Below are 25226 nucleotides of genomic sequence, written 5' to 3' on the forward strand. Positions count from 1 at the left end.
TCGAGCTAACTTTGTCGTATTTGTCTGACACAATCTTTGATCGTATCAATCACCACTTTTGGCTCTGAGAATTGAGGGAAGTGTCCGCTTTTTTCAGCGGTGATATGCAGGCTATTACTAGACAGAGCAAGCAGTTCCAACTGATGGTTGATTCGTTTTTTACGAACTTCCTCTGGCATCATACGGTTTTCTTTCCCACCTGTTATCACATATATCGGTATATGGGGAAAATGATCGATTGCGTGAATTTGTTCCGCCGTTTTTTTAACAAAATGAACCTCATTGAATTGCTTATGGGAAGACAAGGAATCAAACATCGAAAGTATCTTGTTAATTGTTTTTACGATTTTACCTTGATGTTCATCAAGGCTGATATCTTTCGGATGGCTGGATTCTAAAAACACAATGCCAGCTACTTCGTCTGGATAAAGCCGGGCAAACAAATTTGCATATAATCCTCCTAATGAATGTCCAACTAGCAGGAATGGAGGTTCAAATCCTACTATCTTTAATGCCTCACGCAACGTTTCGACAATCGTTAATCCGTCTTGGGGTTGTTGCGGCTTATCGCTACCCGTAACACCAAAGCGATTATAGGAAAAAACAGATGATGACTCCGAAATTTCTGGCCATATTTTCAGCCAGCCCTCTATGGGCCCAGCACCGCCATTAATCAAAACGATATTGGGTTTACCGCTCCCGCTAATACAATATTGTAACTTTCCTCTTGTAGTTTCCATTTTTAAATGCTTTTGTGTCAACGCATTACACCTCACTTAGTTATCAAACATTCCCGTTTTTTATACGTGCATATTGAATATAAGTTACCAAAATTTAGCGCATTTTTTTTGAGAACAAGCTTTTGGACTGGTTTAGTGAAGCTAAGCATTTAATTTGAATCTCAATCAGTATGCTTAAACTAGGAGTTGCGTATCTTTTTTACGATATGGATCGTTTTCTAATAAAGGAGTTTTTCAAAGGGGAAATTATGATGCAAAAGGTACTTATATTAGGGGCAAGCGGTCTTGTAGGAAGAGCTTTGATCGATGAATTGAAAAATGGATTTGACCTGTATGGAACATATTATTCTTCGCTTACTAGTCTCCCTATTGATAAGCAGTACAAATTGGAACTTCATCAAATCGATCAGTTTAAGGAAATGATCCGTAAGATTAAACCCGATATTGTGATTTCCTGTTTGAGGGGAGAATTTGATCAGCAGCTCAGGCTCCATAAAGAATTAACAATCGAATTAACGAATACAAATAGCCGTATATATTATTTTTCTACGACTAATGTATTTGATGGGGACTATTCGAGGCCACACGTTGAAACGGATATACCTGTATCGGAATCCGATTATGGAAAATTCAAAATTGCTTGTGAAAACATGCTGCAGGAAACTTTGGATGAGCGAGTGATCATTGTCAGAATTCCTGCGATATGGGGCAAAAATGGTCCAAGGCTGAGCCAAATCAAAGAAAGTATCAAAAATAATAATGAGATAGATGTTTACAGCAATCTAGTGTGTAACCATATATTAGATGTTATGCTGGCAAAGCAATTGCGCTTCATTATTGAAAAGGATCTAAGAGGGATATTTCACTTAGGCTCAGTGGATAGGATGACGCAGGAACAATTTTATGAACAGCTCTTAAGCGGATTAGGAAGCGAGAAGAGCATACTGCGAAATCGTTTCTATCAGGATAAAGCTGCTACGTATTATTTTCAACTGAGTTCAATTCGTGATGATCTCGCCAGTTCTCTACAGAGTAAGAATGAGGAGATTATTTCTTACTTAATGGAAAATGGTACTATGTGTTAAGGACATTTTAAACAATCATGGAGCAGTTGCTACTGAGTTTCGAATATCAACATTAGAGGCGATTAGTAAGGCTTTGGAGTGTCAGCCTGGAAATATTTTAGAATACAGAAGTGACGAAGATACTCAGGCATAAACAATTGGTTTGTATAGGCAACATCCAAAAAAACAATTGGAAAATGAATTACAAATTGGTATATTAGCTTTATTGTGTTTGTTCTAATGATAGCGGAGGGGATTAGCGATGAGACTAGCGGAAGCGCTTGTAATGCGAGCGGACTGCCAACGGAAGGTGGCGCAGATCAAGCAACGTCTTGGGAGAGTCATAAAGGTTCAAGAAGGAGAGCAGCCTTCGGAATCGCCGTCAGAGCTGCTGGATGAATTAAGGCGGACGCTGGGGGATTTGACGGTCTGGGTGAAGAAGATTAATAAAACGAACGCTTTAAGCGCGTTCGATACAAGCATGAGTCTATCAGAAGCGCTGGCTGAACGTGATCGCATCATGCAGTATCGCAATATCCTTAATGAATTGCTTAGCGAGGCTTCCATTAAGCAGGAAAGATACAGCCGGCAAGAAGTGAAATTTTACACAACCGTTGAAATCGCCAATCTTCAAAAAGAGGTTGACGAGCTGTCGAGGAAATACCGCGAGTTGGACTTCAAGATACAGGAGAAAAACTGGAGCACGGATTTACTGGATAACTAAATAAGTTGGTAACCGAAATCATACAGGCGAGCACAACCCACCAACGGGTAGTTGGACCTTGATGTAGATGCAGGGCCATATCTACAAAACATAACGAATTAGCCCAATAATGTAACAAGAGTGCGCGATAGCATGTAACTAGGCTGTATATTGTTTAATGTAACGACCACGTGCTGATGTATCGGTTAGGTGAGGGCGGGTTCGGGGACTTGTTTAATTTGTAGTAGAAGAGAGGCAGTTGGCATATAGCTGAGCTGTCTCTTTTTTTTACGTCAAGAAGCGAAAAAAGAAAAGCTGTCCAGTGGCCAACCATGGCAAAAGGACAGCTATATTGCTCACAGAGCCTGCTCTGAGGATGGGGCGGCGTATTTACTTTATCGGCTGCTGTGGGGCGAGCAGCTCATTTAATTTTGAATGTAGCTGCAATCGGAGTGCCTCTACGACCGAAAAATTCGTTGCCGCTACATAGTAGGCTTTAATTTGAGAATCAATCGCTTCAGCTACAGCCAGATAGGAGGTGGCCTCCTTCATTTTCGCAGAGTAGCGTTCTTTAATAGCGGCTAATTCGGTTGCATATGCTTCATCGGTGCCTTGGGACATCGTGAGCGTATACATATCCAAAATTTCATCCCCGTCTCGATCAGGGAAGTATTCATGAGGGGCGGTGCTGTCGAATATAGCTGTGCTGAGCTGTGGGAAAATCAACATATCAAGGCTGTTTGGATCAAAGCCGCAATGAAACACTTGAACTTCGATTCCATTCTGTTCAGCAGCGGAAGCAAGTTTTTTGAGCAGTGTCGATTTTCCGGAGCCTGGTCTTCCTTTGATGAAAATCCGCCTCTCCAGCTCAGCGGTCAAGCTTTGAATAAAATCGAATGCGCCCTTGGGAGTGGCTGCCCCGAAAAACAAGTGTCGCCCAATTGTTTCTGCGTCGGTTTCATGGCCAGCGTAAAGCTGTTGGATCAATTGCTGCGCAATCTGGTCTGCCTTCAAGAAATCCATGCTTTCTATATAATATTTTTCCCATTCGTCATGAATCCGTAATGCTGTCAAGAACGTTTCATATGTTTTTGTATAGGCATCTACAAGCTTGCCTCTAAGGTCTTCGATCGTTCTTAGATGCTCCGGTTTCATATGGCTGTTGTCTATTGCTTCCCCGAAGTTGATAAAGACGATTTCACCAGCCTCATTATCCGGAATTCCCTCGCAGACTCGCCCATCGACAACACCAACCTTCAATTCTGTTGCAATGATGCCATCCAGTTCGCCTGGACGAAGAGGGGAGTGGAAGTATTGTACGTGCTGGCCTTTTTCCGCCAGGCTATCCGCCAAGCTGCGAATGACCGTCGATTTTCCCGTACCAGGGGGACCTGTAAGAACGAATATTGTATTCAGTCCTTGTAGGGTGGATTTATACAAGAAATGGGCGCCGTGTGCGGTGTTGCCGCGGGCAAAGTAGTGAGATGATTTTTTACTCAACCTGAAACACTCCTTTGTGCCTATTCGCAATTCGCAAAATTTGCAGGTTCCGCGAAGTTGGTCAGAATAAGCATACGTGGGATAAATGCCTATGCTTCTGTATATTCCAAGCGGTGCTTAGAAGTGTTTCTTTGTTTATCAATTCCGAGAAATTTATCCTCCAAATTATACGGTTCGATAAAGGCGCCCCCACGGATTCCAAGGGTGAACGACTCTTAGTGAAACTCCTGCGCGATATCTACGCGACGACTAGATGATGAATGGTAATGTTTTCAAAACGTTGATTTTGCTAGTCCGGTGCTTTAAACTTCATAGTAGAGCGACCTTCTGACTGGCTTTTTAGGGTAAGCAGATTTAACTCCTCCAAAAAACATTTTACAATTAAATTCAGATTATGCCGGGTTAAGATGGATTATAGACCATAATCTCCGCAACTTCCTAGGGATAGAAAAAATCCCTATGACTTGGTTGTGGAGATTTTTTTTGTGCAAAATGAACTTTAATGACCTCTGCGGTCTCTTATCTATGAAAAGGGGTGAGAACATGAATATAAGCCGTCTGGTCAAACAAGCCAAAAATGGCAACAAGGAAGCTTTATTACAACTAATCATAGCCGATCAAGATGCTTATTATCGTCTTGCCTACAGCTACATGAGAAATGAGCATGACGCGATGGATGCAATGGAAGACATGATTGTTACGCTTTATGAAAAGCTGGATCAACTGCAAAAGGGCGAAGCCTTCTACAGTTGGAGCAAAACCATTCTCGTCAATCGTTGCAAAAAAACACTCCGCAACAAGGAACGATTTCTTCCACTGGGAGACGAGGGGGAACCGTCGCTTGCTGCATTAACTGATGATAATCCGTATCGCCATACAGAGTCTGATATGGACATGCAGGTGCTGCTCTCTCATCTGAATGAACGGCAGCGGGAAGCGATCGAGCTTCGTTACGTGCATGATCTTCCATACCAGACGATTGCGGACATGACCGGTGCACCGGTTGGCACAATCAAATCGAGAATATCGCAAGGCATACAAAAACTGAAAGTCATGATCGGAGGTGATCGTTATGAAAACGATCGAGGAGAGATTACAGGGGCACAAACAGACCTTAAATATCGTGCAGGCACCGTCAGAACTTGAGGGCAGGCTTCGAAATGCGCTTGAACGTGTCCCTACTAAGAAAAGAAACATGAATAGAGCGATGACATGGGTTGCAACATCAGCCGCAGCGCTCCTTTTAATTGTCGGAACTTATCAATATCCTGCTTTTGCTTATTTTGGCGGTAAGTTATTTAATAAAATCGAGCTGTCTTCTCTAAGCTTTGCTGAAGTGGCGGAGCAAGGATACGGACAAACGGTCAACAAAAGCAAAACGCTTGATGACGGCACTGTCATTACCATTAACGGGGTTATAGCGGACGATAACGCATTGCTAATGTATTACACCATTGATCGAACCGCGGGCTCCGTATTAACTGAAAATGGTTCATTTCGTTACGACGTAGGTAAATTGCATGGATTATTGACTAATTCAGGTTTCAAAGAAGGAAGTGGCGGTTATAGCAAAGACGAGACCCGGTACGAGGGAGTATATAAATTCGAGCCGGTTAGTCCATTCTCCAGAACATTAACCGTTGCATTCAGTGAGTGGCTAGATAATGGAAAACGGGCATCATATCCGATCTCCTTCAAGTTTGATGCGAATAAAGCGATGAACAGCATACTTAAAGAGGACATTTCAAAATCCGTCCCTGTTGATCAGGGGACTATCCATTATGACTCCATTACGGCTTCGCCGACTTCAACCATCGTGAAGGGACATTATGAAATGGATGATGAGGGATACCCAAGATTTCCAGGTAAAACAAAGCTTTATGTGAACGGAACAGAAGTGGAATCATGGGGAATGCGTTCGTACAATCCCTCTAAAAAGGGATTCCCTAGATTTGAACTTGAATTTGATGTGCTTCCAACAGACAAGATCGAGACCGTTGAACTTGTACTCGAAAATTTCTCCGGATATCAGAAAGTAGAAGAACCCATCTCCCTAGCCTCGCCATCGGATCTATCTATTAAAATTGGCGAGGAGAAGCTTTGGATTCGAAGCGTCACAAAAACCGATACAGGCTATGATATCGTGATCGCCAGAAAACAATTTACAATCTTGGATAGGGAAAATTTATCCGTTCAAGCGGGTGGTATCGTAGTTCCCGTATCATCAATTTCCCAATCACGCCCGTGGGATCTGAAAAACGGTAACATCCTATGGGAGCAGACGTATTCTTTTCACACAACGGAGGAACCGGAAAGCTTGCTGCTGGACGGATTTCACTATATTAAAACCTACGACAAGACCATATCTATTCCTCTGGATATCAAAAAATAAAATCATACGTTTGTTTCTTGCGCAGTTGACCGGGGGTAACCCCGGTCTTTTTTTTGAATTGCTTATTGAAGAAGCTGAGGTCGTCGAACCCGACATTCTGCGCAATTGTGGCAATTTTGTCGTCGGTGTCCAGGATGGCTTCCTGGGCAATATTCAAACGGATCTCATTGCGATATTCGATAAAGGTTCTCCCTGTGTACAGCTTGAATTTGGAAGAGAACACAGACGCGCTCATGCCGCATATATGGCTAATTTGCTCGAGCGTGAGAGGTTGGGCATAATGGCGGTGGATGAAATCGACGATCATCTGAAGACTTTGTTCGTCGGGAAAGGCTTCTTTGGGACGCTCCATCTGTTGATAGTAACGGCTTAAAGAGATAAACAGCTGGATCATGGATGTCTTGATCATCGTTTGGTAGCCTAGACTCCGGATGTTCTGCTCTGCGATCAGCTTGTCCAAAATGCTGCCGATCTCGAGCTGCTGGCTCGTTCGCAGACTGAGCCGCGATACGAATCGTGCATTGTTGCGGAGGAAGGGCTCGACATAAAAAAAGTCGACGAAGGGCGTAACCGAAGACATTGTAATCAGCTCGTTCTTGAGCAGAGAAGGCATGAATAAGACGTTGCATATAACGAGTTTCCCGGCAGACCCGACCCTGTAGGCATGCACCATATCGGGCTCAATTAGGAACACGTCGCCAGCGCGTATGGCATAATAGTCCCCATGGTTATAGCTGTGCTCGCCAGAGCCTTCCGACACGTACGCCAACTCTGTAAATTCGTGGGAGTGCTCGGCTATCGCCTCGCCCGGCGCAATGACGTAATATCCGGCGTAAAAGGGAAAGTCGGGGTTGTCGAAATATTGCTTGCTCAAGATCCGGGTCATAGGCTTCACTTCATTTCCGAAGAAGTTTGCATGTCGCGGCCTGCCGGTTATTTGGCCAGCAGGGGCAACGTTCCTGCTTTGATTTTATCATTGATTTCTAACCCCAGTCCATCGGTGGCAATATGATTCTTCCCGTTATAGGTCGTTCCGTCCGGCATGTAGATGATTGCCAGCACGCGGCGGGGCTTATCCGACTGATTGGAGTGGGCATAGTGGAAAGTCTGCCCGTGATGGAACGTGCAGCTGCCCTTCTTCAACGGAACCACGACCGGTTTCACATGCTCCATCTCCGTACCGGTGACAAAATCGAAAATATTTTGCGGGTTAACGAGGTCGATGCCAGTTAATTTGCCAACTTTGTGCGAGCCGGGGATGAACATCATGCAACCGTTCCTCTCGTCGACGTCGTCGACTGTGATCCACGCGGAGAGCGCGCCGGGCTCGTTCATCGGCCAATAGGGCAGGTCCTGATGCCAGGGAGTTGGCTTGGAATCGTGTGGCATTTTCCAGAGGGCATGGTCATGGAACAGGCGAATGCCGCTCGCGCCGGAAAGGTCCTTGGCCGCTTGGGCGATTCTGGCGTGCAGCGAATATTTAGCCATGATGCCGTGGTCACGCCAAACGTTGACCTTCTGGTTAAGCACCTTGTAATAAGAGCCGGTGCTGACATCGGTGGCAATGGAGAGCTGAGAGCGATCCACCATCGCTTCTTCCATCGCTTCTGCGAGCTCCGCAACCTCTTCCGGGCTGAGGATATTGTCCACCTGAACGAATCCGTTCTTCTGATAAAATGCAATCTGCTCTTGCGTTACGACATGAGTCATCCACCATCAACCTTTCGATTTTTATGGACTTAGCTTATCACGCCGACTCGGCTTGCTCTTGGGGGATCTTATCCGTTATTAGGTCAATCTTCTCTGGGACAGATTACCGGTGGCTTAAGCAGTCCGGAGCCGAATTCGGAAATTTACAGAGGTTGAAAAAAATGCTAAATAGCCGCTCTATAACTGGATCGTTAAGCGGAAGGGGCAGGAATGTTCAATCATTTCGCGAATATTCCAAGATAAAATATTTTTGCTAAATTCGAAAATGTATGTGGTGATGATTCAAGTAAGTAGGGAGGCGTTGAAGGATGAGGAGGTTTTGGCAGCTCTGTTGCATTCCAATTGCCATTTTGATGGTTTTGATTGCCTGTGCCAATCGGAACATTACAGCGGAAGATGTTCAAAAAGGGTTGCAACAACAAGGCTTGGAAGTTACTAAAATAAATGCGGGTATCGCGGAGCAAGGCGTAGAATCTTCTTTGCAGCTTAACGGCGTATTTCCTGATGCCTTCGAGCTTACGCTTCCTACGGCAGATATGGCGAATCGTGAGTTTGTTTTCATATATCAGTATACTTCTGAGGAAGAAAGTAAGTCAGCCAACCAATCAGGGGGGATATCATCATTGCGTATGGTTGACCTGCATCCCAACATTCGCCAAAAGAAAAACGTCGTAGTTATCTATTGGTCACATAACAAACAAAATCCACTCATGATAAACCCGTTCACTAAAGCGATGAACAAACTTTAAGCGTCTCGTTGAAATCGAAAAATATAATAGTTACTTATTTTAGTAAAACATTATAAGATCCATTAATAAATAAAATCAAGTCGCCAATGGCACCAATCCCAAAAAACATAAAATAATAACTCGCAATAGTGATTTCCTTATTAAACAGCTCTTTAAATGCTTGAACGAACAATTGATTAAACTTAAACCAACTTAATATCCAAGCGATAATTAGAAAACTTACAATCATCATTTCTTGTCCCCCGCTCTAAAAAAGATGAGTTTGATGCCTTCTTAAATGTATCATAAAAGCCCTCCTTATGGTGTTGCTTCAAGAAAAAACAGAGCTTATTAGATTAAAATAGGAAAGGGACTTTAATGAACGATAATCGTACTCGTAAAAGGGTTGTATTTATTATACTGCTAGTCATACTGTTGGTGGCGCTCGTTATCGAGCTTAAGAATCGCGGGGTAAAGGTAAATCAGCAAGCGATCAACGCTTCCCTGCAAACCGTACGGCAGGATTGTAAGCTTTGGTGTTTGGATCCGTCGTTTACTATTCAATATGAGGGTAAAGTTATGGGTGATAGCGGGAAAGAGGATTTATTCATGTCGATCAAAAGGAAAAATGATCAGTTCCTAGAAGCCAGTTACTATGTAGATCCGGAATCACAGAAATTTATAAAGATCATCTTTAATTGGCGATTAATGGCCATTGATGATGGCAGTGCAGCTAAGGCCAATGAGTATAAGGAATTAATATATACGATTATCAAAGATTCTAATCGTCTAATAGGTACTTCCCAGATCATGAATGTAAGTGCAGACGCTGATGAGATAGCCGCCTATCGGGGTAAACTGTTGACGCGGTTTGGTGCTCCCCTTTATGAAACGAATCAAAATGATAATGCATTCACGTATCTATTTGAAGCTAGTGATCACGCAAATCACAAATGGCTGTTTACGGCTTATCAGGGACCATCTGGATTCGCGATCGGCGGCAATCCTACACAGAAAGATAGCAAAGCTGCAGCAGTTGCATTTGTAGAAGATCTGAGCACAATGGCTCCAGCTGACTTTGAACATTCTTTAATGAACCGTGACGACACAACCAACATTACATATGGCTGTGAAAATAAGAAATGCTATTCGAAATAAAAAAGGGAGCGAGAACTTAATCCCATTCCCGATTGTTAGGCTATAAGTTTGAAATAATATTTTGGACATCGTTGATCATTCCTGTCCAAACCGTAATCTGTCTGTCGGGGTATTTGAATGCCACGTCAATATAGTCTCCTAATGAAGTGCAAGGTTCCCCATAACTCGGGTCTGCATTGGGATCAAACGAAGTGTCTGAGAGTCGCGTATTAGGGGCAAAAGTGGCGCCTGCATCGCCCGAAGTCGTGCCAAAAACATCAAGCATGCTGGAGTCGACACGATTCGTGTAATACACAATTTGGATTAGGCCCGTAGTACGTGAAACCGCAATATTCGGATAAAAATTTTGCGTACCGGCGGGGCTGTCATCCACTTGAATCGGCGTCGACCAAGTATTTCCTTTATCTGTTGACCTTGCAAGGTAGATGTGCGAAGATCCTGTCTGATAGCCTTGCCAAACGGCATATATGATTCCTTGACCAAGGTTGGGTGAAATATCTACCGCTAGGAAGGCGCTCGTCAACACCCGGAAAGCGAATCCCGGTACGGGAAGCGGACTTGGTACGAGGGAAATATTCGAAACCACAACAATCGGATTAAAGGTCGCACCTCCATCATCTGATCGGCGAAAGAGAAATTGTGGATTGCCTGGAGCATACTGCGCCCATGCTACATAGACCTCTCCCGTTGGTCCAATCGCGACATTCGTGCCGAACACGGCAGTCCCTGTCGTTTGATTGGACAGAAGAATGGGTATCGACCACGTTTGCCCTAGATCGAGAGAACGTTGATAATAAGTGCCAGAAGTAGCGAAATTATCATAGTACCTTGTAAACCCAACATGTGCGAGGCCCAGATAAGGGCTTCCGTTAGAATTATCGAGTTGAATAAAAGGCTTATCATTATATATTTGCACGCCAAAGCCCTCACAGGTAATGACCGGTACAGAGAAAGTGACACCATTATCAGTGGATGTGTAGACAGCGGTAGAGGAATCCATGACCGGATTAAGGTTCAGTTCGGTGCAGGCTATCATGAATGTATTGCGATATCCATAGGTGCCTATTGCATTGCCTTGGGTCGTAAAACCGGCGGGCAAGGGCAGCGTCAGAGTGGTTGGGTACGTATTCCCGCCATCCTGCGACACATATACATTGATTCTGGAGGTTCCTGTTGCAATACTGCTTGATGTAACAATGACTGTTAAATTGTTTAAAGTATTAACGGTTATGGAAGGTTCTTGCTGTGACAATGTTCCCATAGTAACCGGTATATTCGTCAAATGGACGTCCCTCCTTAAAATGGATTTTATTAAACGGAGAAAAACAACTTGACGCCTGCAAATTGCATGCCCAAGTTGTTTTCCTTTTTCATCCTAGAACTTGCCCAGTAAGATTGACCGGTCCCGCAATGGCCACGTTTCCAAGGCCAAAATAGGAAACGGTCAAATAATAGGGAACGGCCACCCCGATCAAAGTCGGATCCGGTACTTGCGTATGGGTGAATGAAGTATTGAATGTAGTCTGAATGATAAAGCCAAGATTTCCAGGAAACAGCTCGGAGTCAGTCGTTTGGAATACGATAGGATCTGCTGGACTGAAACCTCCCGTGCGAATGCGAAAAGTTAGCTGCGGAGTTACAGCCTGATTGAGAAGCTGTACCGCCCAACCGATATTTCCCCAAAATTGAAGCTGGTTCGTTGCGCTTGTGGCTGTCAGCCATATCGACAATACTTGGCATAGGCCGATTCCTCGCTTTTGCTAACGTACAACGGAGAGCTTCCTTTAACCGAGAATCATGCCTGTGAGATTGACAGGACCGATAATAGCAACATCTCCGATGCCAATTTGTTGAACGGTCAAATAATACTGCTGATAACTCCCCACGATCGATGGGCTGGGATTCTCCGAATGATCAAATGAAGTATTAAAGTTAATTGGCATAATAAATTGCTGGAAATCCGGTAAATACTGCGAATCTTGCGTCTGATAGACAATAGGGGAGCTTGTCCCCGGCCCTCCGCGGCGAATCCGAAAGACGAGTTTAGGGATAATGGTTTGATTCAGCAGCTGTACCTCCCATCCCACGGTAGCAGACAATAAGATGTCGATATTCGTGCTGGATATATTGAGGAATATGGAAGTTAACGCAAGTTCGGTGCCTGGGGTCAAATTTAAAGGAAGCGCTCCTGTGCCGATAGGGATTTCTTCCTTGTCAAAATCAAGGATATTGAGCATTCAAATCACAGCTCCTCTGTAGTAAACTATTGATTTCCTAAGGTGTATCCATCAATCATCCCAATACAAAACCGGTTAAATTGACGGGACCGACAATGGAAGCATTGCCAACGCCTATATTTTGAACCGTTAAGAAATATTGCTGCGCTACTCCAATGACAGACATCGGAGGGAGCTCAGTATGATCAAATGCTGTAGTCATACCAATGTTCATACTGATGGCTGTGTTCCCAATCAACAAAGCAGAATCCGATGTTTGAAATACAATGGGGGAATTAGTTCCAAAGCCGCCGCGTCGAATACGGAAGATAAGCTCGGGAGCAATAGTCATAGTGGTGACTTGTGCTTGCCAGCCAACCGTAGAGTACATGAAGATATATTGATTAGAGCCGGTGACACTAAGCCATATTTCTGTTAAAGGTAATTCGGAAGCCCCTGCATTTACAGCTAAGGGCAAAGACCCTCCTCCGATAGGAACTTCTTCGAATTCGAAATCAAGGATATTTAACATGAGCGACATCTCCTTTTTTATGATTCTGGCCTTCATGGCTTGTCCGATCATAGTGACGGGTCCAACAATCGATACTCTCCCGAGAGCATTGGACTCATTACCAGTTTCGTTCAGATAGCTCCTTTCAGTTGAAATCTACTACTCTACCACTATATTCAAGCCCGTTTTAAAAGAAATGTGCAAAAACCCCGATGCAAAAGTACATTTTGCTTCGAGGTTGAGATGGAATTTTAGAAATTGGGATGAAAGTATATTGAAAATTGATAGTTTCGCTCCAATAGGATGTGGATCAGCGATAAGGTATTTGATCCAATCGACCGAAATAAAATAGCAGCCTGATCAAATTGCAGCTCATACACGTTAAATCTCTCGCCCTGCATACCGCACCAAAACGGGAGGCCATCGCCTTCCATGTCAATCGTACAGGCAGGATTGTTTCTCTGCGAATACAATAAGGTGTATTCCAAAACAGGAAGGGGTAATTATTGTGAATCGTAATAACTACTATAATATGAACAATATGAATAACGTAGGCGGCGTAAATGAAGCTGAGTTTTGTCCCAATTGTCCAACGCAGACGATCTATGATCCTCCAATTACGCAGTACGAGGACTACTACCATCCGCAGCTTGTGAATGTCGTTCAAAATATTGAAACGATAAAACAACATCATTGTTGTCCTGTCTACAAGCAACATTACACGTATACGGAAAAAAATGTTATGGTTTCGAGCGTGAAGCGAGTAAAACTTGCTAAAACATCTGCCAAGAAACGTTCGAAAAAATAGTCCTTTTATTGATTAAAAAGACCCGTAAGAGTGGACACTTCGCAAATGAAGTCCCCATCTTACGGGTTTTTGATATTGCGTTTACTTTAAAGCCGCAGGTAAGGTAGACGCCTTTTCCATAAACCACTGTTTTTGCGGACGGGTTATCCCCAGTCCAGCTCATCTTTTGTCCGTTTACCGTTTTTGAAATCATATCCCGCTATAAAAGTTGCCTTTAACAAAAATTAGAGTTAATATGGATTCGCAGAATCTTTAATGGAGGTGCTGAATGAAGTATTCCCAGGCGACCGACTACGCGCTTCATGCGATGCTCTATCTAGTAACAGCGGAGACAGATAAGCCTGTTGGCGTTCAAGTGCTTGCTGAGAAGCTGGGCGTTTCGCCAACCTATCTGTCCAAGATGATGACCAAGCTTGTAAAGGCCGGATTGATTCAGTCCGCGCCCGGCGCAAACGGTGGATATCGACTAAGACGGAAGCAGGAGGATATCTCCTTTCTTGATGTCATCCGTGCGATCGAAGGGACAGCGTCCTTCTTCGAATGCAGCCTGGACCACGGAAGCGAATGTCTAATCCAGCAGGTTGTGCTAGACGCCGAACGTCAGATGGAGCAGTACCTAGAGAATAAAAAAATAGCGGATTTAGCGAAATTACTCAAGACGGTGTAAGGATCCGTCCTTATTTTTTATATCTCAAAAAGGTGAAAGTAGAGAGAAAAATGAGCTAGTTATGTGAGTCATTCGCATGAAAATACAGCCATCCATGAAGCCGAGGAGGAGTTATGTTTTCTGTCATTTTTGAAGTTCATCCTAAAGGTGAACAATGGGATGCTTATCTTGGAAGCGCAAAGATGCTTAGGCCAGAGTTAGATCTAGTGGAAGGCTTTATTGACAATACTCGGTATCGAAGCCTTACTCGTGAAGGATGGATTTTATCGCTTTCGAGCTGGCGGGATGAGAAATCGGTTGTCCGTTGGCGTACTCGAATGAGTCATCATGAGGTCCAAAAAAAAGGACGATCTGAAATTTTATTGGATTATCATTTGCGGGTTGGCCAAATTACAATAGATACCCGAATCCCAGCAGGATATGCCTTGCATGAGCAGCGTTTGGACGAGACTGAGGTCGGCGAGGGTACGACCGTTACGTTGATCGAAGCAAAACGGTCTGCTGAATGGCTGAAAGAGATGACCGTCGAACAAATAAGGGAATATTTAGGACTTGCTCAAGAGTATGCTGGAATAATCGCTTGGGACATTTTCGATGCTGTTTTTGCTTCGGGAGATATTGTTCTCCTTGTAACGTGGCTTGATCATTCCTTTGCAGAAACCTTCGAGAACAACGTCATTTTGAAAGAAGCAGTACGGCTTCGCCGCGTTCGAGTGATACGAGATTATGGCATGTTTGATCGGCGTGAGGCACCGCAGTACTATCCAGATGCCGAAGGTGCTAAGACGCTTCATAATGAATAAATCGATAACAAATAGGTAAAACAAATAAAAGCATAACCCCGTCAAGCAGATCATGAAAATGACATTCTATGAAGCGGCTTTTTTCCGGTATTTTATCGGGGAGAAGCCGCTTTTTTTTGATGCGGGTCTATGACGGCGGCAGACCTTCTAATGATTAATTTCTTGACAGCCAGCCGTGAATTGTATGCATTTGTATACACAAAGAAGATGTATACAAATGTATACGATTGAAGGAGGAGTAAAATGCGCGAGGGAAGACACGGACATAAAGGTCATTATGAGCATAAAGGGCATAGGGAAAACCGGGGACTTGAACATGATGATCGAAAAAAAGACCGTTTCCTTAGTGCTCAAACCTTTCGTCGAGGCAGGGCGATCACATTCCTTGAGATACTTAATACGAAGCGTTCGACGTTAATGCAGCAACTGAATCAGCCGGAGTTTGAAGCAATAAAACTTGTCATAAGCGGAGAATTAAAAGCAACGGATGCGATCATCCAGGAGTTTATCCATTCGTTTGAGCTTCGCGAAGCTTTGCCTGAAAACGATAATAATAATGATGGAGATGATGTAAACAATGACAGTAACTGATTTAATTAGATCCCGCAGTAATATTCGATCATTTAAGTCTGAGCCAATTAGCGAAAACGATTTGTTGGCTTGGCTGGAAACGGCTAGTTATGCGCCTAATCATCGTTTTAACGAACCTTGGGTTCCTGTTTTGTCCAAAATTTTTTAATCGCTGCTCATGAATTAGGAGTCGGAGTCTTTTGGGCTTCTTGGGGGGCTTTGCCTCATAATCGCCTCATTCTCGGTGTGCCGGATGATTACGATGTTGTTGGTGTATTTGGTATTGGCTATCCGCCGGAAGTTCCGGCTGCCAAGCCAAGAACGTCGATTGCTTCTAAGATTACTTACTTGTCCTAACACATATGCTTAGCGAATAATGGGGAGTATCTCTCGTTTCCATCGACAAAATGTTCACAAACTTTTCACTTATGAGGAGGCATCCATTATCTTTATAATAACAAAGGTAACTAGAGAGGATGATGGAAATTGCCAACAACGAAGAAAGAAAATTTTTATTTTGGGCTGATGATGTGTTTTGGGATGGTCGTAGCGATGACAACTTATAATTTATTTACAAACGGCTTGATTGGCAAAATATCGCTGAATGGATTAATTTTTCAATTTATTTTCGGCTTTATTACTGCTTTATTGTTGGAATTATTTATTGTGGGCCCAGTAGCAAAAAAAATAGCTTTATCATTACCGTATGATAAATCTAAGAAGGTATTAATGATTTTATCGATTTCTTTTTTTATGGTAATTGGAATGGTTCTCTGTATGTCTCTTTATGGATTATCGAATGCTTACTTTTCTGGCAGTTTGAGCGGAGACTCCTTAATTGAAAGTTATTTTTCAATGGTTTTCAAAAATTTCATTTTCGCTCTCCCTCTGCAACTCATCATTATGGGACCGCTTATGCGTTACTTATTTGATAAGTTCGTTAAAGATAAAAGAATGATGAAATCCTTAAGTTGAATCAATTAAAAGAGACGTTAGAGTGTAGGAGCAGCTTGCCTAAGGCAACTGCTCCTTTCTTGCGATTCCTCTTGACTTGGAGTTAACTCCAAATGTAATAATAGCGTTGATATGATCGTTATTAGTATGTCACAAAAGGAGGAAATGAAACATGGATCGCCTATGGACGAAGTCGTTCACTCTTATGACTATAGGAAACCTATTCTTGTTTAACGCATTTTATATGCTGTATCCGACGCTCCCGCTTTTCATCAAACAGATGGGCGGCAATGAATCGCAGGTCGGTCTGGCGATGGGCGCGTTTATGTTGTCTGCCGTTATTTTTCGGCCGATCGTCGGCGAGCTGCTAGACCGGTTCGGCAGGCGTCCGTTTCTCGTCGGTGGTCTGCTTCTCTTCATCCTGGCGATGTATATGTATAATTGGGTCGGGGGAATAGTCGTTCTGATGGGGCTCAGAATTTTGCACGGGATGAGTTGGGCCGTTTCCACGACCGCAACGATGACGGCGATTACGGATATGATCCCGCCCACCCGACGCGGCGAGGGAATGGGGTGGTTTAGTACATCTATGACGCTAGCCATGGCAGTCGGCCCGATGTTTGGCATCTGGGTTACTCAAAACCGGTCGTACAGCGATTTGTTTCTCATCGCCGTCGTCCTCTCTGCGGGAGCGCTGCTCCTGATGTTAGGTGCAAAAATGCCTTTCCGACCGAATCCTAGAGCTAGAAAAATCGAATTGTTCGAAAAATCGGTCTTGCCCGTTGCGGCATCGGTCTTTTTTCTGTTTATTGCTTATGGCGGCATTACTACCTTTGTTCCGCTGTTCGCTGATTCAATCCAGGTCAATTCCGGCGCGTTTTTTCTAGCCTTTGCTGCAACGCTTGCGCTCAGCCGTCCTATTTCGGGTAAGCTTTCTGATCGGTTCGGAGAGGTTTTTGTCATTATGCCGGCACTTGTGATGACCATTTGTGCATTGATTGTCTTGAGCCTCTCGACCGGTTTGATTGGTGTGCTAGTATCGGCGGTTCTATATGGTATCGGCTTCGGCTCCGCGCAGCCGGCCCTTCAAGCGGCAACGATACGTCTAGCCCGTCCGGACCGGATTGGGGTTGCCAACGCCTCTATATCGACTGCCAATGACCTAGGCATCGGGCTAGGTGCGATCATGTTAGGCTGGGTTTCCCAATACATGAGCTACCAAGCATTATTCACGGTCAGCGCCGTGTCGGTAGGGCTTTCCTTGCTGCTGTTCGCTTTGTTTGTGAAACGGTTGTTGAAAAACTAATCCAATAATTTTTATAAACCATCTACTTTAATCACCTTTATGACTCTATAATCATGTTTTTATGAAAAATTTCTTTACAAAGAAACGTACATTCGTTAGTCTGTAAATGGGTTTAATTACCATCTCTGGTGAAGGAACGACTTGATTTTCACGTCCGCCTCTTCATTAAAGATAAGGTGAAAAGAGGAGGTTCTTTATGGGGAAGTTTATAAGTCACGTACAGATTCCAGTAACAAACTTGGTCGAAGCAGTCGCATGGTATAGTACTTATCTCGATTGTACGTTGCATGCTAATTTCGGTGAACTTGCTATTATCAGCTTTAAAGAGGATAAAACGAATATCTTTTTATGGCAGACTTCAGATAGAAGCTCATCCACGTTTACCGTTAACGGTGAACCTTTTCCAGCGATCGGATTTCAGGTTGATGACATGGATGCGCTTTGCAAAAAGATATCAGAAGCCGGCGTAAAGGTACATGGAGACCCACTAGCGCCACCAGTAGAGGAAGGGCGAAGATTTTTGAAATTTTTTGATCCTAATGGCAATTTGTTGGTTGCGCATACCGCCTAATGAGTGTTGGTCTTCGTTTACACCGATCATCTTCTGCAAAATATAGACATTACAAAAGCGAGGAATAATATGAATATCGTTCTTATAGGTATGTCTGGAGCTGGTAAAAGCACTTTAGGTGTGTTGCTTGCAAAGGCTTTAGGAATGGATTACGTGGATACAGATATTGTTATACAACAACATGAAGGTAGGTTGTTGCAAGCTATCATTGATCATGATGGCATTGAAAAATTTATGGAAGTCGAAGAAAAAATAGTGTCAGAATTGCAACTGAAAAATTGCATTATATCTACAGGCGGAAGCGTTATCTATTCCGAAAAAGCGATGAATGCCCTTAAACAGGAGGGAAAGATTATTTATTTACATGTCCACTATGAAGAAATAAAAAAGAGGCTGCTAAACATAACAACCAGAGGGATTGTGATGAAGAAAGGAAATAGCCTTAAGGACGTTTACGAGGAAAGAGTTCCGCTATATTTAAAGTATAGCGATAAAACGTTTGACTGCTCAAATAAGGATATAGAACATTGTGTCAGTGAAATCATAGAGAAATACATACGATAGTCCAGGAGCAGCCTGAACAAAGAATAACGGATACACGGTAATTTACTCAGCCGCCATCCTGCAGAATCATTGGAGGCTATCGCCTTCCATGTCAATCGTACAGGCCGGATTGCCTTCCTGCGAATACAATAAGGCGTATTCCAAAAATGGGAAGGGGATAATTATTGTGAGCCGTAATAACTACTATAACATGAACAATGTAGGCGGCATAAATGACGCTGAGTTTTGTCCCGATTGTCCAACGCAGACGATCTATGATCCTCCAATTACGCAATACGAGGACTACTACCATCCGCAGCTTGTGAATGTCGTTCAAAATATTGAAACGGTAAAGCAGCATCATTGCTGCCCTGTTTATAAGCACTATTACACGCATACGGAGAAAAACGTAATGGTTTCGAGCGTGAACCGCGGGAAACATGCAAAAATATCTTCCAAGAAACGTTCGAAAAAATAGTTTTTTAATCGATACATTGACCTGTAAGAACGGACGCTTCGAATGAAGCCGTTATCTTACGGGTCTTTCATTTTGATTATGCATCTAGCTCTAATTACGAAAAATAATGCATAAACGCTTGACTTAGAGTTAACTCCAAGAAGTAAACTACAGCTGAAGGAAACCATATCGATTTGAAAGTGAGGAACAATGAAATGGAATATGTGAAACTCGGAAATACAGGGTTGGATGTTTCCCGGCTTTGCCTTGGCTGTATGAGCTTTGGCGTAGCGGAGCGGTGGGTTCATCCTTGGGTACTTGATGAAGAGCGCAGCCGTCCAATTATAAAAAAAGCATTGGACCTTGGCATTAATTTTTTTGATACGGCGAATGTATATGCAGACGGAACAAGCGAAGAAATGGTTGGCCAAGCTTTAAAGGATTATGCCAAACGTGATGAAATCGTCCTCGCGACAAAGGTTCATTTCCGTATGCATCAAGGTCCCAATGGTGCTGGACTTTCCCGAAAGGCAATCATGAGCGAAATAGATAAGAGCCTTAAGAGACTGGGTACGGATTATGTTGACCTCTATCAAATCCATCGCTGGGATTACAATACTCCCATTGAAGAAACGATGGAAGCCTTGCATGATGTTGTGAAGGCTGGGAAGGCAAGATACATAGGCGCTTCTGCCATGCACGCATGGCAGTTCCTAAAGGCATTGCACGTTGCCGAGAAAAATGGGTGGACCCGATTTGTATCGATGCAGAATCATTTAAACCTCATATACCGTGAAGAAGAAAGAGAGATGCTTCCTCTCTGTAAGGAAGAGAAAATCGGCGTGATTCCTTACAGCCCCCTCGCTTCAGGAAGGTTGACGCGTGATTGGTCGGAAACAACACACCGTTTCGAAACCGACCAAGTTCAAAAATCTAAATACGATGCAACTGCAAATACTGACCGATTAATCGTAGAGCGGGTTGCAGCAATCGCAGAAAAACGTGGCGTTCCCCGCGCTCAAATTGCGCTTGCCTGGTTGTTGCAGAAAGAACCGGTAACAGCTCCGATTATCGGTGCTACGAAAATGTCCCATCTCGAGGATGCGGTAGCAGCTCTAGCTATTACATTAACGCAAGAGGAAATTGCGTCGCTGGAAGAGCCGTATGTTCCTCATCCGGTAGTTGGCCCTGTTATGCAATGACGGTTTGATATAGATTTTTTTTATGCAAAATAAATAAAAGCCATGGGCGCAGACCATAGTTGATCGGCGCTCATGGCTTTCTTCATGTCCTGCAGCCTGTTAGGGGCTGATGATCCCTTTGGCTCGTGCGTCTTTCAGCCACTGCGGGTATTCGTCAAATAAGCGGTCGTACAGATCCTCGTCACTTACCTTGTCCAAATCATCGAGCGCAAAAAAATCGGCGTTATCGAGCACGCGCCCCCGCAAATCATCGAGCTTGCGCAGCACTCCGAAATCGGCATTACCGAGGCCGACAAATTGCCAAAATATATTTTGGCCGGAGCTGTCAATAAGCAGCTTGGAAATTTTTTGAGTCTCATAGATGCCGCCGTCGCTGAAGAAAACAACATAGGTTGGCATGCTTGAAGGCTCTTCTTTCGTATATTTCTTGATAATATCCGCCATGACGACAGGCTCATTGTTTCCTGCGCCAAGGCCTCCGAATAAGCGAGGGACGGGATATGTGTTTTTGACGTAATTCTCATATTCATTTTCATTGACGCTTTTCATCCTTTGGCTCTTGGAGGCAAAGAACCAGACATCCATCATGCCATCGTCATCCATACTGGCGGCTACCGCGAGCACCCGCTCGAATGCGCGCTGCACAACGCCGCTCTCGTAGAGTCCATACATGGAGCCGGAGGCATCAAATATAACAGCTACGCGCGCTTTTTCCTGCTCGATATTTTTTTTGCGGAGCGAAATAGACACCTTTTGCTTCAGCAAATCGATTTTGTTTAAGTTGATTTTGGTTGGCGCGGCGCTTGTAGAGGCACTCGCTGCCTCGGAGCGGGAAGCTTCGATGACTGAGGAAGCATTTGCGCGCGCCTGTTCAGCTTGAACCGACGGAGCTGCTGGGGAGGGGCTGCTGCTGGTGTCCTCTTCATCGGCAACGTTTACGCCGTGAGCTTCCGCAAGCGGCTTCAATCCGCCATGGAATCCCCGTCCCACCGCGCGAAGCTTGAACCCGCTTGAATGACGGTACAACTCGGCCAGCACTAGCGAGGTTTCAGCATTTCCTTCCGTTATTTCATAGACAACCTCATTCACCGGGGTTGCGGCAGTGATCCGGCACCCGCTTACATCTGCGAACGTTCCCGGTCCATCAAGGGTAATTGCAAATACGCATTTTTGAATCGGAGACGATTGCAGGGCTGAAAGATTGATCATAAATTCACTGTTCAGTTTATCTTGTGGGTTGAATTGCACGATGCGGCCGGGATCGGACGGCTGGTTATAAAATACGAAATAATCATCCGAGGATACTTTGCCGTCAGAGCCTACCATAAAGCAGCTGACGTCGAGCTCAGCTGGTGATTGCTTGCAGGAAACGGTAATTTTCACCGTGGACGCCTCACCTAGCGGAGCATTTGCGCCCGTTATTAATTGAATTGTAGAAAAACTCATACATTCACTCTCCTTGTCTCATTTTGAGATTTGAAGGGATAACCTGTATATTATGGAAACCCTACACTGTAATGGTTGAATTATATCATAGGATCGAATAGAGGACTATTTTGCTAGGGGGTATGAATTTAAAGATTCATATAGGGGATAAAACGATCGGCATTGCAATAGGTTCTTGGAATAAGAGGCAGGCTTTCGGGAAACAGCGCATCTTAATAATCTAGAAGGCGTCCATTATCATGCCATTGACCGTACATTTTATTTTCTTTCGTGTTCGTTAAAAATTTGTCTAATCTACTCTTAAATAATTCCGGCTGATTTTTTATGCTTTGTATCGTATCGATCCGAACTCTTTGATAGAGAGCTGGAAATGCCACGAAATTCTCATATCGTTGTCTATCTTCTTTTAGCCCTTGCTCGATAACGCGATCTATTTTAAAAGAATCGTGACCCATGTCAGGAAGCGCCTTTCTTCCTTCGTCTCTCATTAACCCCAGCTTTTCGAGGCGGCGGACACGTTCTTTATTCAATTCTGTCCATGAACTTTTTTTGCTTCTAGGAGACAGCCTCTGCGCCAGCTCCGTCTCAGATATTTTCTTTTTGACCCCATCGATCCATCCAACGCACAAAGATTCTTCGACCGCGTCCAAATAAAGCAACGTATCGGGGTTTGGGGTCATGCTGACGACTACCCAACAAGCTTTTTCAGTCCTACTATTTTCCTGTAGCCAAATCCTCAAATCCTCTCTCGAATTTACTGCAAGTAGATTTTCAATTTCCATCGATAAAATACATTCTCCTCTCTAGGTATGGCGAGTAATTATATTCATTTGTTTATAATAACAAAAGAAGTATGACAACAGTCTGTCATACATATCCGCCTTATTCAACTAGCCAAGCCGATTCCAAACCTCGCTCATCCTCTCAATCCCCGTTGTCAAATCATCGTCCGTGAGGTGAGAGAAGCCGAGGCTTATGCCTATCCTATCGCAGATTGACAGATCTCGCGCCCACTCGACGCCTGCTTCCCGACAAGCCTTTTCGTATGCTTCATACTGCTCATGAGTCGCTGTCCACCATCCGAATAGATGCAGGCCCGCATCGCCCTCAATCCAGCGGATCGGAACGGGCAGTCGTTTCAAGGCGTCGCGCAAAAGAGTGAATTTGTGGCTGTAGCTTCGCTTCATTCGTCGCAGATGCCTTTCGTAAAGGCCGCTGCTCATGAACGCGGCTAATGCGCGCTGCTCTAGAATCGAGCTTGGATGCGGCTCATATAGCGCTTTCGCTCTAGCAAAGGGCTGGGCTAAAACAGCCGGCAGCACAACAAAGCCAAGCCTTATATCCGTCATCATCGTTTTGGAAAAAGTGCCTGTGTATAGCACAAGCTCACCCGATTTGTCCAAGCTTTTGAACGTCTCGATCGGCTTTCCTCGATGACGGAATTCACTGTCGTATTCATCCTCGACGATAAATGCGTTTTGTTCGGCAGCCCATAAGAGCAGCTGCTGCCTTCGCTCCATGCTCAGCACCGCTCCCGTCGGGTATTGGCGATTGGGGGTGACGAACAGCAGCTTGGCATCCCAAGGTTGCGGAACCAGTCCTTGGTCATCAACCGCGCCTTCAATCAGCTTTGCACCTGCTGCAAGCACCGCTGCCTGAATCCCGCGATAACCGGGGCTTTCCGCTACGACTGCATCCCCGGGGCCAGTTAAAAGCTGCGTCAACAGGGCAATTGCTTGCATCGATCCGTTTACGATCGCGATTTGTTCCGCATCCGTTACAATCCCCCGGCTGCGCTGCAAATGTTTGGCGATGGCTTCGCGAAGCGCCTGCACACCAAGCGGCTTATGGGCATCGACGCTTGTTTTTTCCGTCATCGTTCTTGCTTCTTCATACAGGCATCGATTCCAAGCTTCCTTCGAGAACGGGCTCATGTCAGTTATCCCGAGTTGAAAAGATACCGTCCCGGAAGGGTTGGACGCCCCCTGAATACGGCTTTGTGCTTCCTGCCCCCATATGGCCGGATTTGCAAGCCGATCTCCCCAGTTAGACAATCGCACTTCTCTTTTGGCAGAAGGCAGAACTGACGTATGTGCAGGCTGAAAACTGACGTAAGTGCCGCTGCCGACTACAGGAGCAACATACCCTTCCGCCGTGAGCGCCTCAAGCACATTCGAGACCGTACCGCGTGAAAATCCATGCATCCGCGCCAGTTCCCGACTGGAGGGCAGCCTATCCCCATGAGCCAGCTTTCCTTCCATCATCATATCCCGCAGCGCATGATACAAAATCTCATACTTGGTCGTGTAACGCTTTATATACGGCTCCAAGGCTATATAAATAGGCATGAAAGCTCACCTGCCTTTACTAAAGTGGTCTAATGAAATTGATCCGAAATGGATCTATTACCGATCCGATATCCGTCATATAATGACAACAATCTCACATATCCGGTAAAGAAGCAATACGGAATCAATCCCATGCCGGATTTAGGCTGATGTCCTAAAATATACAATCGGAGGTCAAGGTAATGACAACAGATACAATCGAATTGCAAGGAACTCGGGCCAAGCTGACCTTGCTAATGGAGCAGCATGCCGAGATGCTGCTTGAAGCGGCGAAGGATACCCCGATATGGGGCGTGTCATTGAAGGGAATTGTTACGTTGGCTGACGCGAAGCAGTACATTGGCCAAGCCAAAATAGAAGAGGCTGCGGGAACCTGCATCCCTTTTGTTATCTGGGATACGGCTCAGCAAAAAATCGTAGGAAGCACCCGCTTTTTCGATATATCAGCAGAGCATCGAGGCTTGGAAATCGGCTATACGTGGATGAATAGGGGCGTATGGCGGACAAGGGTGAATACCGAGTGCAAGTATTTGCTGCTGCGCGAAGCATTCGAGCAACGCAGCATGATCAGAGTGCAGCTAAAGGCGGATCTTCGCAATACAAGATCTCAAGCAGCCATCGAGCGCATTGGCGGGGTAAAAGAAGGGGTGCTGCGCAATCATCGCGTACTGAATGACGGCTATATTCGGGATACGGTGATGTACAGCATTACGAATCAGGAATGGCCAGCGGTCAAAGCAAAACTGGAGTCTTTTCTCTCCCAGTAGCGAAGCGGGAAGCGCCTTTCTTTTGCAGAGCAGCCTCGAATCCGTCTACGAAATAGGAAAAC

General features: G+C 44.6%; 31 protein-coding genes and 1 pseudogene. 20 read left to right on the top strand and 12 right to left on the bottom strand.

Going from position 1 to position 25226, the window contains the following annotated elements; translation table 11 throughout:
* Nucleotides 1–5: 5 nt before the first annotated feature.
* Nucleotides 6–761, bottom strand: coding sequence for an alpha/beta fold hydrolase (locus ADU23_RS19215; RefSeq protein ID WP_231637491.1), 756 nt, complete (start codon nucleotides 759–761; stop codon nucleotides 6–8).
* Nucleotides 762–991: 230 nt separating this feature from the next.
* Here ADU23_RS19215 and ADU23_RS19220 point away from each other — a divergent pair, with 230 nt between their 5' ends.
* The 3 genes and pseudogenes from ADU23_RS19220 to ADU23_RS19225 all read left to right on the top strand — a co-directional run bounded on the left by ADU23_RS19220 (nucleotide 992) and on the right by ADU23_RS19225 (nucleotide 2528).
* On the top strand, nucleotides 992–1825 hold the full coding sequence (locus ADU23_RS19220) for a sugar nucleotide-binding protein (RefSeq protein ID WP_063846219.1): 834 nt from the start codon (nucleotides 992–994) through the stop codon (nucleotides 1823–1825).
* 4 nt (nucleotides 1826–1829) lie between these two features.
* A pseudogene (locus ADU23_RS33680) lies at nucleotides 1830–1958 on the top strand (helix-turn-helix domain-containing protein); the annotation flags it as partial.
* 108 nt (nucleotides 1959–2066) lie between these two features.
* A complete protein-coding gene (locus tag ADU23_RS19225) occupies nucleotides 2067–2528 on the top strand; it encodes a DIP1984 family protein (protein ID WP_053375207.1) in 462 nt (153 codons plus the stop codon).
* Nucleotides 2529–2897: 369 nt separating this feature from the next.
* On the opposite strand, the gene ADU23_RS19230 is transcribed toward ADU23_RS19225, so the two are convergent.
* Nucleotides 2898–4007, bottom strand: coding sequence for a hypothetical protein (locus ADU23_RS19230; protein WP_053375208.1), 1110 nt, complete (start codon nucleotides 4005–4007; stop codon nucleotides 2898–2900).
* A gap of 543 nt (nucleotides 4008–4550) precedes the next feature.
* Here ADU23_RS19230 and ADU23_RS19235 point away from each other — a divergent pair.
* Together ADU23_RS19235 and ADU23_RS19240 are read left to right on the top strand one after the other, a co-directional pair.
* Nucleotides 4551–5153 carry an RNA polymerase sigma factor gene (locus ADU23_RS19235; RefSeq protein ID WP_053375209.1) on the top strand — a complete coding sequence of 201 codons (603 nt, stop codon included), beginning with the start codon at nucleotides 4551–4553 and terminating at the stop codon, nucleotides 5151–5153.
* Nucleotides 5080–6399, top strand: coding sequence for a DUF4179 domain-containing protein (locus ADU23_RS19240; RefSeq protein WP_053375210.1), 1320 nt, complete (start codon nucleotides 5080–5082; stop codon nucleotides 6397–6399). Before ADU23_RS19235 ends, ADU23_RS19240 begins: the two co-directional genes overlap by 74 nt.
* On the opposite strand, the gene ADU23_RS19245 is transcribed toward ADU23_RS19240, so the two are convergent.
* Both ADU23_RS19245 and ADU23_RS19250 read right to left on the bottom strand, forming a co-directional pair.
* Nucleotides 6389–7285 carry an AraC family transcriptional regulator gene (locus ADU23_RS19245; protein WP_053375211.1) on the bottom strand — a complete coding sequence of 299 codons (897 nt, stop codon included), beginning with the start codon at nucleotides 7283–7285 and terminating at the stop codon, nucleotides 6389–6391. The two genes, ADU23_RS19240 and ADU23_RS19245, sit on opposite strands and share 11 nt — an antisense overlap.
* Before the next feature lie 47 nt (nucleotides 7286–7332).
* Nucleotides 7333–8109 (bottom strand): phytanoyl-CoA dioxygenase family protein, encoded by a 777-nt coding sequence (locus ADU23_RS19250; protein WP_053375212.1) that lies wholly within the window; start codon nucleotides 8107–8109, stop codon nucleotides 7333–7335.
* A gap of 308 nt (nucleotides 8110–8417) precedes the next feature.
* On the opposite strand from ADU23_RS19250, the gene ADU23_RS19255 reads away from it, so the two are divergent.
* On the top strand, nucleotides 8418–8858 hold the full coding sequence (locus ADU23_RS19255) for a hypothetical protein (protein ID WP_053375213.1): 441 nt from the start codon (nucleotides 8418–8420) through the stop codon (nucleotides 8856–8858).
* Between the two features lie 34 nt (nucleotides 8859–8892).
* Here ADU23_RS19255 and ADU23_RS19260 read toward each other — a convergent pair whose 3' ends face one another.
* Nucleotides 8893–9090: a hypothetical protein gene (locus ADU23_RS19260; protein ID WP_053375214.1), complete on the bottom strand. Its 198-nt coding sequence runs from the start codon at nucleotides 9088–9090 to the stop codon at nucleotides 8893–8895.
* Between the two features lie 125 nt (nucleotides 9091–9215).
* Between ADU23_RS19260 and ADU23_RS19265 the strand changes: the two genes are divergently transcribed.
* Nucleotides 9216–9995 (top strand): hypothetical protein, encoded by a 780-nt coding sequence (locus ADU23_RS19265; protein WP_053375215.1) that lies wholly within the window; start codon nucleotides 9216–9218, stop codon nucleotides 9993–9995.
* A 40-nt stretch (nucleotides 9996–10035) separates the two neighbouring features.
* On the opposite strand, the gene ADU23_RS19270 is transcribed toward ADU23_RS19265, so the two are convergent.
* The 4 genes from ADU23_RS19270 to ADU23_RS19285 form a co-directional block, all read right to left on the bottom strand.
* Nucleotides 10036–11277 carry a sialidase family protein gene (locus ADU23_RS19270; protein WP_053375216.1) on the bottom strand — a complete coding sequence of 414 codons (1242 nt, stop codon included), beginning with the start codon at nucleotides 11275–11277 and terminating at the stop codon, nucleotides 10036–10038.
* Nucleotides 11278–11365: 88 nt separating this feature from the next.
* A complete protein-coding gene (locus tag ADU23_RS19275; RefSeq protein WP_053375217.1) occupies nucleotides 11366–11725 on the bottom strand; it encodes a hypothetical protein in 360 nt (119 codons plus the stop codon).
* Between the two features lie 54 nt (nucleotides 11726–11779).
* A complete protein-coding gene (locus ADU23_RS19280) occupies nucleotides 11780–12232 on the bottom strand; it encodes a hypothetical protein (RefSeq protein ID WP_053375218.1) in 453 nt (150 codons plus the stop codon).
* Between the two features lie 55 nt (nucleotides 12233–12287).
* A complete protein-coding gene (locus ADU23_RS19285; RefSeq protein WP_065383794.1) occupies nucleotides 12288–12743 on the bottom strand; it encodes a hypothetical protein in 456 nt (151 codons plus the stop codon).
* A gap of 487 nt (nucleotides 12744–13230) precedes the next feature.
* Between ADU23_RS19285 and ADU23_RS19290 the strand changes: the two genes are divergently transcribed.
* The 12 genes from ADU23_RS19290 to ADU23_RS19335 all read left to right on the top strand — a co-directional run bounded on the left by ADU23_RS19290 (nucleotide 13231) and on the right by ADU23_RS19335 (nucleotide 20603).
* Entirely contained in the window at nucleotides 13231–13530 is a 300-nt protein-coding gene (locus ADU23_RS19290) for a hypothetical protein (RefSeq protein ID WP_053375220.1), read from the top strand.
* 268 nt (nucleotides 13531–13798) lie between these two features.
* Nucleotides 13799–14197 carry an RrF2 family transcriptional regulator gene (locus ADU23_RS19295; protein ID WP_053375221.1) on the top strand — a complete coding sequence of 133 codons (399 nt, stop codon included), beginning with the start codon at nucleotides 13799–13801 and terminating at the stop codon, nucleotides 14195–14197.
* A gap of 113 nt (nucleotides 14198–14310) precedes the next feature.
* The gene (locus ADU23_RS19300) at nucleotides 14311–15000 is read left to right on the top strand and encodes an antibiotic biosynthesis monooxygenase family protein (protein ID WP_053375222.1); all 690 of its coding nucleotides are present in this window, start codon (nucleotides 14311–14313) and stop codon (nucleotides 14998–15000) included.
* A gap of 243 nt (nucleotides 15001–15243) precedes the next feature.
* Entirely contained in the window at nucleotides 15244–15591 is a 348-nt protein-coding gene (locus ADU23_RS31805; protein WP_063846057.1) for a hypothetical protein, read from the top strand.
* On the top strand, nucleotides 15578–15739 hold the full coding sequence (locus ADU23_RS34070; protein ID WP_331459268.1) for a nitroreductase family protein: 162 nt from the start codon (nucleotides 15578–15580) through the stop codon (nucleotides 15737–15739). The genes ADU23_RS31805 and ADU23_RS34070 overlap by 14 nt, the downstream gene beginning before the upstream one ends.
* Nucleotides 15709–15927, top strand: coding sequence for a nitroreductase family protein (locus tag ADU23_RS34075; RefSeq protein WP_331459269.1), 219 nt, complete (start codon nucleotides 15709–15711; stop codon nucleotides 15925–15927). The genes ADU23_RS34070 and ADU23_RS34075 overlap by 31 nt, the downstream gene beginning before the upstream one ends.
* 129 nt (nucleotides 15928–16056) lie before the next feature.
* Nucleotides 16057–16545: a hypothetical protein gene (locus ADU23_RS19310; protein WP_053375223.1), complete on the top strand. Its 489-nt coding sequence runs from the start codon at nucleotides 16057–16059 to the stop codon at nucleotides 16543–16545.
* 151 nt (nucleotides 16546–16696) lie between these two features.
* Nucleotides 16697–17830, top strand: coding sequence for an MFS transporter (locus ADU23_RS19315; protein WP_053375224.1), 1134 nt, complete (start codon nucleotides 16697–16699; stop codon nucleotides 17828–17830).
* A gap of 196 nt (nucleotides 17831–18026) precedes the next feature.
* A complete protein-coding gene (locus tag ADU23_RS19320; RefSeq protein ID WP_053375225.1) occupies nucleotides 18027–18401 on the top strand; it encodes a VOC family protein in 375 nt (124 codons plus the stop codon).
* Between the two features lie 69 nt (nucleotides 18402–18470).
* A complete protein-coding gene (locus ADU23_RS19325) occupies nucleotides 18471–18965 on the top strand; it encodes a shikimate kinase (RefSeq protein ID WP_053375226.1) in 495 nt (164 codons plus the stop codon).
* A gap of 88 nt (nucleotides 18966–19053) precedes the next feature.
* Complete coding sequence (locus ADU23_RS33250) at nucleotides 19054–19422, top strand: hypothetical protein (protein WP_053375227.1); 369 nt, start codon at nucleotides 19054–19056, stop codon at nucleotides 19420–19422.
* A gap of 194 nt (nucleotides 19423–19616) precedes the next feature.
* Nucleotides 19617–20603: an aldo/keto reductase gene (locus ADU23_RS19335; protein ID WP_053375228.1), complete on the top strand. Its 987-nt coding sequence runs from the start codon at nucleotides 19617–19619 to the stop codon at nucleotides 20601–20603.
* A gap of 99 nt (nucleotides 20604–20702) precedes the next feature.
* Here the strand turns inward: ADU23_RS19335 and ADU23_RS19340 are convergent, their stop codons facing one another.
* The 3 genes from ADU23_RS19340 to pdxR form a co-directional block, all read right to left on the bottom strand.
* Nucleotides 20703–22049 carry a vWA domain-containing protein gene (locus ADU23_RS19340; protein ID WP_053375229.1) on the bottom strand — a complete coding sequence of 449 codons (1347 nt, stop codon included), beginning with the start codon at nucleotides 22047–22049 and terminating at the stop codon, nucleotides 20703–20705.
* Nucleotides 22050–22261: 212 nt separating this feature from the next.
* Nucleotides 22262–22831 carry a YdeI/OmpD-associated family protein gene (locus ADU23_RS19345; RefSeq protein ID WP_053375230.1) on the bottom strand — a complete coding sequence of 190 codons (570 nt, stop codon included), beginning with the start codon at nucleotides 22829–22831 and terminating at the stop codon, nucleotides 22262–22264.
* A 108-nt stretch (nucleotides 22832–22939) separates the two neighbouring features.
* Nucleotides 22940–24397, bottom strand: a complete 1458-nt coding sequence (gene pdxR / locus ADU23_RS19350) for a MocR-like pyridoxine biosynthesis transcription factor PdxR (RefSeq protein ID WP_053375231.1) — start codon at nucleotides 24395–24397, stop codon at nucleotides 22940–22942.
* 182 nt (nucleotides 24398–24579) lie between these two features.
* Here pdxR and ADU23_RS19355 point away from each other — a divergent pair, with 182 nt between their 5' ends.
* A complete protein-coding gene (locus ADU23_RS19355) occupies nucleotides 24580–25164 on the top strand; it encodes a GNAT family N-acetyltransferase (RefSeq protein ID WP_053375232.1) in 585 nt (194 codons plus the stop codon).
* Nucleotides 25165–25226 lie beyond the last annotated feature (62 nt).

The sequence above is a fragment of the Paenibacillus sp. FJAT-27812 genome (assembly GCF_001273905.1).
GTDB lineage: Bacteria > Bacillota > Bacilli > Paenibacillales > Paenibacillaceae > Pristimantibacillus.

Excerpts from the sequence above, each read along its gene's own strand:
- ADU23_RS19240 (WP_053375210.1), top strand. The coding sequence starts at position 5,080 with ATGAAAACGATCGAGGAGAGATTACAGGGGCACAAACAGACCTTAAAT.
- ADU23_RS33250 (WP_053375227.1), top strand. The coding sequence starts at position 19,054 with ATGTCAATCGTACAGGCCGGATTGCCTTCCTGCGAATACAATAAGGCG.
- ADU23_RS19320 (WP_053375225.1), top strand. The coding sequence starts at position 18,027 with ATGGGGAAGTTTATAAGTCACGTACAGATTCCAGTAACAAACTTGGTC.
- ADU23_RS34070 (WP_331459268.1), top strand. The coding sequence starts at position 15,578 with ATGACAGTAACTGATTTAATTAGATCCCGCAGTAATATTCGATCATTT.
- ADU23_RS19245 (WP_053375211.1), bottom strand. The coding sequence starts at position 7,285 with ATGACCCGGATCTTGAGCAAGCAATATTTCGACAACCCCGACTTTCCC.
- ADU23_RS19255 (WP_053375213.1), top strand. The coding sequence starts at position 8,418 with ATGAGGAGGTTTTGGCAGCTCTGTTGCATTCCAATTGCCATTTTGATG.
- ADU23_RS31805 (WP_063846057.1), top strand. The coding sequence starts at position 15,244 with ATGCGCGAGGGAAGACACGGACATAAAGGTCATTATGAGCATAAAGGG.
- ADU23_RS19220 (WP_063846219.1), top strand. The coding sequence starts at position 992 with ATGCAAAAGGTACTTATATTAGGGGCAAGCGGTCTTGTAGGAAGAGCT.
- ADU23_RS19260 (WP_053375214.1), bottom strand. The coding sequence starts at position 9,090 with ATGATGATTGTAAGTTTTCTAATTATCGCTTGGATATTAAGTTGGTTT.
- ADU23_RS19325 (WP_053375226.1), top strand. The coding sequence starts at position 18,471 with ATGAATATCGTTCTTATAGGTATGTCTGGAGCTGGTAAAAGCACTTTA.
- ADU23_RS19345 (WP_053375230.1), bottom strand. The coding sequence starts at position 22,831 with ATGGAAATTGAAAATCTACTTGCAGTAAATTCGAGAGAGGATTTGAGG.
- ADU23_RS19335 (WP_053375228.1), top strand. The coding sequence starts at position 19,617 with ATGGAATATGTGAAACTCGGAAATACAGGGTTGGATGTTTCCCGGCTT.
- ADU23_RS19280 (WP_053375218.1), bottom strand. The coding sequence starts at position 12,232 with ATGCTCAATATCCTTGATTTTGACAAGGAAGAAATCCCTATCGGCACA.
- ADU23_RS19265 (WP_053375215.1), top strand. The coding sequence starts at position 9,216 with ATGAACGATAATCGTACTCGTAAAAGGGTTGTATTTATTATACTGCTA.
- ADU23_RS19235 (WP_053375209.1), top strand. The coding sequence starts at position 4,551 with ATGAATATAAGCCGTCTGGTCAAACAAGCCAAAAATGGCAACAAGGAA.
- pdxR (WP_053375231.1), bottom strand. The coding sequence starts at position 24,397 with ATGCCTATTTATATAGCCTTGGAGCCGTATATAAAGCGTTACACGACC.
- ADU23_RS19315 (WP_053375224.1), top strand. The coding sequence starts at position 16,697 with ATGGATCGCCTATGGACGAAGTCGTTCACTCTTATGACTATAGGAAAC.
- ADU23_RS19250 (WP_053375212.1), bottom strand. The coding sequence starts at position 8,109 with ATGACTCATGTCGTAACGCAAGAGCAGATTGCATTTTATCAGAAGAAC.
- ADU23_RS19300 (WP_053375222.1), top strand. The coding sequence starts at position 14,311 with ATGTTTTCTGTCATTTTTGAAGTTCATCCTAAAGGTGAACAATGGGAT.
- ADU23_RS19295 (WP_053375221.1), top strand. The coding sequence starts at position 13,799 with ATGAAGTATTCCCAGGCGACCGACTACGCGCTTCATGCGATGCTCTAT.
- ADU23_RS19285 (WP_065383794.1), bottom strand. The coding sequence starts at position 12,743 with ATGTTAAATATCCTTGATTTCGAATTCGAAGAAGTTCCTATCGGAGGA.
- ADU23_RS19355 (WP_053375232.1), top strand. The coding sequence starts at position 24,580 with ATGACAACAGATACAATCGAATTGCAAGGAACTCGGGCCAAGCTGACC.
- ADU23_RS19340 (WP_053375229.1), bottom strand. The coding sequence starts at position 22,049 with ATGAGTTTTTCTACAATTCAATTAATAACGGGCGCAAATGCTCCGCTA.
- ADU23_RS19225 (WP_053375207.1), top strand. The coding sequence starts at position 2,067 with ATGAGACTAGCGGAAGCGCTTGTAATGCGAGCGGACTGCCAACGGAAG.